Here is a 6,922-nt window from a genome sequence, read left to right on the forward strand (position 1 = left end):
AATCGATGCGAACGACGGTGTTCAATTATATTGAGTGCGATTACAATCGGTGGCGCCGACACAGTGCCTGTGGCGGACTCAGCCCGGAACAATTTGAAAACCAGAACCTCGCTTAGCACCGTGTCCACATTATGTGGGTAGGATCACCCAGCGATTTGATAGCAGATAACCCGCGTAGCGTTCCTGTGGTTGACGGCGCTGGAGCCTGGGGCGATACGGCAGCGACGGGGCTGGTCACCGGTGAAGGTTTGGGTGTAACTGTTCGGGAGGCCTGCTGCAGGTTTTCCTGTGCCAGGGCAATACGCTGCAGCTGGGTGGTTATTTGTCCATCCACGAATTGCCGGGCATCAACGTCAGTTTGCTTTTGATGAGAAAGACTGCAACCGCCCAGCAGAACTGGAAGCAGCACAGAGGTATGAATGATTTTCATAGGCGTTATCGTCAGTGAAGTGCCGTGGAAAGTGGGGTGCTGAAGAGGAAGCCAGCTCAGCACAGATGGTCTTGTCGGAATGCCTTAATGTCCTCCTCTGCATCGTCAATTTCGGTTCGTAAAGCGGTCAGGCTACTGAATGGCATTGTGTCCGGATTTTTTGCACGAACACGGCAGGCTCGTTTGAATGCCACTACTGCAGCTGCGCGGCGAATTTGTAGTTCACGTAAGTCTCGATCGGTAACCGTTAAACTCATGGAGTATGCCCTCAATGGTAGGCCTTACTGGCTGACCCATTATCTGGCTGCCAGATGTCCCGTTGTTGTGGATTCCATTCCTCTTCCGGAAGAGAGGGGATGCCGATGTGCAGGGTACGGATAATACGCTCCTTCGTCAGACTGAGTTCTTCCTTGGCGTATACCACCTGAAAGCCTTCGTTATGGAATGTCATTTCAGCATCAAGCTGTTCCGCATCCTTTCTGGAAAAAAGAAGCTGGAAGGTGATTGGTTTCACCATGTGGCCTACGGAGTGAAAGGCATTTTCAGTGCGGGTCAACTGCAACAGATGCCTGCGGTCTCCTTTCCTTCGGTTCATCAGCTCGGAGGTGATGTTCTCTGGAAAGCGGCAGACGGTGTGCTGCCAGCCAAGCTGAAGGAGCGTGTTGAACGCGGATCTGAAACGGAAAAAGTCGCACTGTTCAGCCGCATAAGCATGGTCAAGCAGCTTAGCGAGCGTGTCCGTCACGCAGGTGGCTTTATCTGTCTTCTCAAGCAATTCGCGAAGGGTGGTGAACTCTGAAGCCATGCCCCGAAAGTTAGGGTTATCGCGCCCCATGTCCAGCCAGTCAGAAATAAAACGCCGGCGGGCCTTTTCCGAGGGAAATGGAGAGTCTTCTTCAGCGGTTCGTAGTGCTACCAAAATGCACCAGAGCAGGTGCGGAACAGAATTATCAACGGGGTACACGGTGTTGTCCTTCAGTAAATGGCACTACCTGATTCCGGCAATGGTGCCTGGTCTTTCATCCGCCAGAGGAAAGACGCCAGCGCTGGCAAACCGGTAAAACGGACAAGGGGTCCATGAGGGGACCGGTTCAGGCACCATTGCCGGGACCCGCGATGGGTATCAGGGATAGTGTGTCTGGGGAAAAAAGCCCCGGCATAACACCGGGGAAAGGGTACTGGACTGCGGGGAAAGGTCAGAATCCCTGCTGTCCGGGCTCAAATACCAGATTCATCAGGAGCGCAACGCGTGAGACCGGGCGAGTCTCCTGATCCAGATTCAACAGATATTGATATTGCGAATCTGATAGCCGCTTTTGGGAGGCTGCTTCAAGTTCTTCAGTAGCGCTCAGGTTCAGCGTTGGATCCGGATGAAGTTTCATCAGACCGGTTACCACTGATGGCTGGAGTGGTGCTATCTGTGAACCGTTCATCACAAAACTGCAAAAAGCAGAGTGACGCCGAATGATGTCCACAGGCTGTGTGGCCAGATTGGCCTTAAGGAAAAAGTAACCAGGAAAGAGAGGTGCAATACGCCGACGATAACTACAAATTTTATCTGAGCGGCGAATAAGGCTGACTTTTAATGGAGTCCAGGGTGTGACATCAAGATCTGAAAGCCAGGAGAAGAGGTTTTCGCGGTTCTTGCCGCCGGTAATGTATTGGGCAAGATACCAGTTTTGTCCGTGAAGTTTTTCAATGTCCATCATGCTCTCGCCCGAACCGATCCCCGTTAGGGTCATTCTGTATCCGGAGGAGCCGAATACACTGGGCGATAGCGCTGAAACAAGGGCTGTCTCTCTCAGCTCCCTGCAATTCTGACAGTGTTATTGCTCAGTCTATTCTTGTTAAAGGGGCTTTGTTCTCTTGGCGGTGAGGACAAAGCAAAATCATCATATCACGCTTGTTTTGAAAAACAAGCGGGTTGTTTTTATGGACACGCAGCGTCCACCCTGATTTGTAAGATCAAAAAATTCAAAGAGGTGAAACTACATGGTTCCAAGGCGTCTCAGAGCTGCTCGCGAAGCTGCAGGATTATCGCAAGAGAAACTGGCTGAGCTGATTGGCATTGATGGAGCCAATAGTCGTTCTCGTCTGTCTAATTATGAAGTTGGTCGTTTTTCTCCTCCATACGACGTCATTGTCAGGATCGCTAAATTACTGAATTATCCTGAGTACTATTTTTATGTACTTGATGACGATATTGCAGAGATGCTGCTTAAGCATCATCAGTCCGATCACAATGCACCTCTGATGAAAATATCTGCAGAAGTTTTGGATAGGGAAAGTAAAAAACTTAAATCTGCAATTGATGAAGCTGTTGGTATGGCAGAGAGGCTAACTCAACACCTCAGAAACTCGTCAAAAAAATAAGACCATTCCTGTTCCAACAAAAACAGACTATGAATATATTGCACCGCATTCCTTTCTTGGCGGGGAATGAAATGACGAGGCATCTAAACTTACATAGGATATATAGTCGCATATTATTAGACATAAGTTTAGATACCTGGGGGATACAATTTAGATTAAAAAATAGCCGCCTTTAAACGTTTTTAACTTCAAGCGCGACTAATTGTTTCTGCATTGTTTCATTGTAATGGGCTGGAAAGTCATCGGAGGCTAACATCGCAGCCTGGATTCGTGCGTTGTAGACACCACGAGCAGACTCCAGTTTCTCTAGATTCAACTTGCTTCTGGTTCTTTGTAGCGATTGTTTGATGGCTGGTAATGAAGATTTCATAATATCTGCAATGCAGTGAATGCTGGTACCTTGTGCATAGTGCATCAGTGCCTGAAACTCTGAGTCAGATAGTTCTGGAAACATAAGGCGAGAACGCCATACCCCACTAAGGTTCAACATTATATCTTCCTTTATTTTTGAAAATTCATATCCAGTATTTAATTGTTTTAACTGAATTATGGCGGCCCAGCACCACAGATTAGATTTTATTTATCTTCAAACTGAAAAATAGGTGCAAAATGTACAGGTACAAATTGCACCTATTCTGAGGTGCGCTAATCAGTTATAGTTAAATGTTCTCTTTAAAGAGGATGTCATATCCGATGGAAACGAATCGGGGCGGGACATACAAGTGCCAGCCTTGCTTCAGTCCAAGGTCAAGCAGCTGCTCTTTCGAGCTCACCCCTGTCTTTAAGAAAAGACGAGAGATAATATTTCTTGCAGAATACTCAGAAATATTTAAAAAGTGTGAAATGTGTGCGCGGTGTAATCCACGATAAAGTAGAAACAAAACCTCCCATTCTCGTTTGGAGAGTATGGATGTTGGTGGTGTAAAGGTCGCCTCACCGTAAAACGGCATTTCCAAAAAGTACCCCAGGGAAAGACGTTCGAAGGGTTTCAGATGTGAAATCGTACCTACAATCTCGCCCTGTTCATTAAAATACGGGAATTTCTCAAAGATAAATGAGCGGAAAGCATCTCCGATAAGAACAGTTCCGACGGCCTCAACCCGCATTCCCGACTGTATGACCTTCCGGTCATGTATAACCAGTTTATCTTTAAGTGAGGCCAGTGAAGGCACACCTTCATAGCTGAATCCCGTGATGTTCTCAGCAATATCCAAAGGTATTTGCAGAAACTCCACATAAGACTGATTTACATACAAAAATTTGAAAGAAGTGTCTTTGATGGCCCAGGACTCATCGCTTTTATCAAAGAAGTGGAATAGCTGGCGGGACATGCCGTCGGGTGCGATAGAACCAGAGAAAGCCTTCATGGTGGTTTCTACTTCATTCGAGAGGGCTGTGTACATATTTTAGTCCGTTTTTAGAGTTGATATAGATCAATTCCTATGGCGGCTAATAAGAGAGCGATCACAAACTAGCACGGCAAAGGTACTGACCTGAGCGATGCTACATGCTGATTTGTCGATGTTTTCTTATTGATTTTCCGGCGATCCGCATTCAGTGCTGCGATCGTCGAGTTGCAAGAAACTAAAAAACGGGTAATATTTGCGGACGACTGGTCTGCCGTTTAACAGGCTGACTGGCAAAGGAATAAAAGCAGTGTCGCAACTGGCGGCATTGTGTGAGGGATGGGCATATCCTGAAATGCTCAAGGGAGAAGGCTTCAGAACACCGGGCCTTGAATGCAAAAACCCCCCGAAATCTGTCATCAACTTGGCGGAAGGCGGCAGATATCAGGGGGTCACAAAGCAGGCGCTGGCCTGTGAAGGATTATAACGCATGCAATTCAGAAAACAATACCTGCCCGCCATAAGTCCGGGCGGGTGTGACTGAACAGAACATCACCTATTACCGACAGGTAAAAAATCCTTTCCCTAAATTCGTCGTGCCGAAGAAGAAAGGCAGCGATCAAGAGAAAGCGACACTCCCGTTTAACAAGAAGCTCATGGCCAAGGCTGCGGGCTTAACTGAACGATTTGCCTTTGCTCTCTTTGTTGCTTTTGCCCGTTCACAGGGTAAGCGTTTCCGTATGCCCCCACCGTTAAGGTTGAGGGCGCTGGAGGCGTTGATACAGGCTATCTGCTACCACTATGACCCCCTCTTAAATCGCGTCAACGCATCGCTGACGACGATAGCGATAGAGTGCGGCCTTGCGACTGAAACGAATAAAAGTGGCGTTTCAATCACTCGTGCCACCCGCGCGCTGCGATCGCTGGCCGAGGACTTCGGTCTGGTCACCTATTCCATGAAAAACTTCGACTCAGAGATCGGTTGCTACATGCCGACAGATATTACGTTTACGCCGGCGTTCTTCGAAGCTCTGGATATTTCCCCTGAAGCAGTGGCCGCGGCTCGCACCGGCCGTGCCGAGTGGAAGAATAAGCAACGCGAACGCCGCGGTCAGTCCCGCCTTGATATTGGCGAGTTGATTAGCCAGGGCTGGAGCAAGTTCCACACGCGTTTCAAAGAGAACCGCCTGAAGCGAAAGGTTGAAGGCGAAGAGCGTGCGCGCGCAAAACGCGATGCGGAGCGATCCCGTAAGGAAGTCGAGCTGTCCGTTCGTGCCCAGGTTAACCGTGAAATCCGCCAGGGCAAACATTTGAGCCTGACGTTCTCCGGCGTCAAGGAGCTGATAGAAGAGCGCGTCATGATACGCATGGTCAAATCGCGACGATATACCACCCGGTTGTCCATAGCCTAGCTTTCCCTGTTTTCTGCCTCCGGTTAGCTTCGGAGGCCTTTGCACGCCTGCTGTCAGACATTGGCTAATAATTGCTCTCCAGGTCACCAATACTCCAGCCAATCGTTCCATTTGCGACACCAACTATCGCAGAAATCGACCAGATTTCATCGGCGACAATGTCCATTTCTAGTTATACACATTTAACTGCAAGAGACCTCCGACAATTTGTGCTCCCCGAGAGGTGTTACAGACCGCCACTAGTCTTTTAAAACTCCTGTAAGATCCTTACTCCTTTAAAGTAAATAACTTATTCGCCCGCTGTCCTGTGGACAGCCGATAATGTCCGCCCTTGCAGCGAGCTCTGCTCGCGCCGGTTCGGAAAGACAAAGGTACCTCCCGTCGTTTTACGACGGGCAATCAGATCCTAATCTGAACGCAACTACCGCGCCCCATTCTGAACAGCGCCGCCCCCCGGGCCAAAGGCCCGGAAAGACACCGCTGTTAAAATGGATGTTGTAACTAGAAAAAGAATCGCTTTAAGACCAGTTGCTGGAAGTTTGAGATAACACGCTCGTAAGCGGTCCTCTGGACCGCGTAACGCGGAGATAAGCCCCGGCTTCGGCAAAGCCTCGCCGTGACCACTCCGACCGCGCACAGAAGCTCCTGAGTCGCTTTAAGCGGGCATGGCTCTACAGGGGGAGGGGCTGGATAGGCAGAACCTATTAACTTAGTTACCGGCTACGCCGGGTCACGGCGCCATTCACCTTCTGGCCACATTCGACATCAGCTGGCGCCTCCATGCGCCAAAGGCGCATAAAACCCTTACCGCCAGCCGCTGAAATTTTCTGCAAAAGATTGGTCGTTTACCCGCCGATCGAGAAAGCCTACACTTTCTTTATGGATTTACTAACAACATGAGGAAAAAGGAAAAATGCCAATTCCAGCGTATTTATGGCTCAAGGATGACGGTGGCGCGGACATCAAAGGTTCGGTGGACGTTCAGGATCGTGACGGGAGCATTGAGATTATCGGGCTGTCCCACGGACTCAACTTGCCGGTTGACAGTGCCAGCGGCAAAATCACCGGTACACGCCAGCATTCAGCGATGATGATCGAGAAGGAGATCGACAGTTCGTCTCCCTACTTCAACCGCGCCGTGGCGACAGGTCAGGCACTGAAGAGCGCGGAATTTCGTTTTTACCGGATTAACCATTCGGGCCAGGAAGAGTGTTAGGGGTTTGAGAGCCAATGGAACGAAAACGTACGCTAAGAAGTTAATTCATTGTTTAAATTGAAATTTAGTTCTCTCAGTTCCCCCTTCAAAATATCCTCCGGTAGCGTAAACGTATAATGCCCCAGCATATTGATATGCCCGTGCA

The 6,922-nt window shown here is 49.1% G+C and carries 8 protein-coding genes and 1 pseudogene; 5 read left to right on the forward strand and 4 right to left on the reverse strand.

The window, feature by feature from the left end; translation table 11 throughout:
- On the forward strand, positions 1-116 hold a 116-nt coding region (locus JO226_RS10530; RefSeq protein WP_293493372.1), incomplete at its 5' end, for an IS3 family transposase.
- A 582-nt stretch (positions 117-698) separates the two neighbouring features.
- Here the strand turns inward: JO226_RS10530 and JO226_RS10535 are convergent.
- On the reverse strand, positions 699-1,394 hold the full coding sequence (locus JO226_RS10535; RefSeq protein ID WP_293562861.1) for a hypothetical protein: 696 nt from the start codon (positions 1,392-1,394) through the stop codon (positions 699-701).
- Positions 1,395-1,626: 232 nt separating this feature from the next.
- Positions 1,627-2,136, reverse strand: coding sequence for a transcription termination/antitermination NusG family protein (locus JO226_RS10540; protein ID WP_293562873.1), 510 nt, complete (start codon positions 2,134-2,136; stop codon positions 1,627-1,629).
- Positions 2,137-2,422: 286 nt separating this feature from the next.
- Here JO226_RS10540 and JO226_RS10545 point away from each other — a divergent pair, with 286 nt between their 5' ends.
- The gene (locus JO226_RS10545) at positions 2,423-2,803 is read left to right on the forward strand and encodes a helix-turn-helix transcriptional regulator (RefSeq protein WP_293562863.1); all 381 of its coding nucleotides are present in this window, start codon (positions 2,423-2,425) and stop codon (positions 2,801-2,803) included.
- A gap of 172 nt (positions 2,804-2,975) precedes the next feature.
- On the opposite strand, the gene JO226_RS10550 is transcribed toward JO226_RS10545, so the two are convergent.
- The gene (locus JO226_RS10550) at positions 2,976-3,293 is read right to left on the reverse strand and encodes a hypothetical protein (RefSeq protein ID WP_293562865.1); all 318 of its coding nucleotides are present in this window, start codon (positions 3,291-3,293) and stop codon (positions 2,976-2,978) included.
- A 169-nt stretch (positions 3,294-3,462) separates the two neighbouring features.
- Positions 3,463-4,206 (reverse strand): PAS and helix-turn-helix domain-containing protein, encoded by a 744-nt coding sequence (locus JO226_RS10555; protein WP_293562867.1) that lies wholly within the window; start codon positions 4,204-4,206, stop codon positions 3,463-3,465.
- A gap of 253 nt (positions 4,207-4,459) precedes the next feature.
- On the opposite strand from JO226_RS10555, the gene JO226_RS10560 reads away from it, so the two are divergent.
- The 3 genes and pseudogenes from JO226_RS10560 to JO226_RS10570 all read left to right on the forward strand — a co-directional run.
- On the forward strand, positions 4,460-4,636 hold the full coding sequence (locus JO226_RS10560; protein ID WP_293562869.1) for a hypothetical protein: 177 nt from the start codon (positions 4,460-4,462) through the stop codon (positions 4,634-4,636).
- Between the two features lie 49 nt (positions 4,637-4,685).
- A complete protein-coding gene (gene repA / locus JO226_RS10565) occupies positions 4,686-5,561 on the forward strand; it encodes a plasmid replication initiator RepA (RefSeq protein WP_293562871.1) in 876 nt (291 codons plus the stop codon).
- Between the two features lie 913 nt (positions 5,562-6,474).
- Positions 6,475-6,774, forward strand: a pseudogene (locus JO226_RS10570) (Hcp family type VI secretion system effector); the annotation flags it as partial.
- Between the last annotated feature and the right edge of the window lie 148 nt (positions 6,775-6,922).

Source organism: Pluralibacter sp., assembly GCF_019237635.1.
GTDB lineage: Bacteria > Pseudomonadota > Gammaproteobacteria > Enterobacterales > Enterobacteriaceae > Enterobacter_B.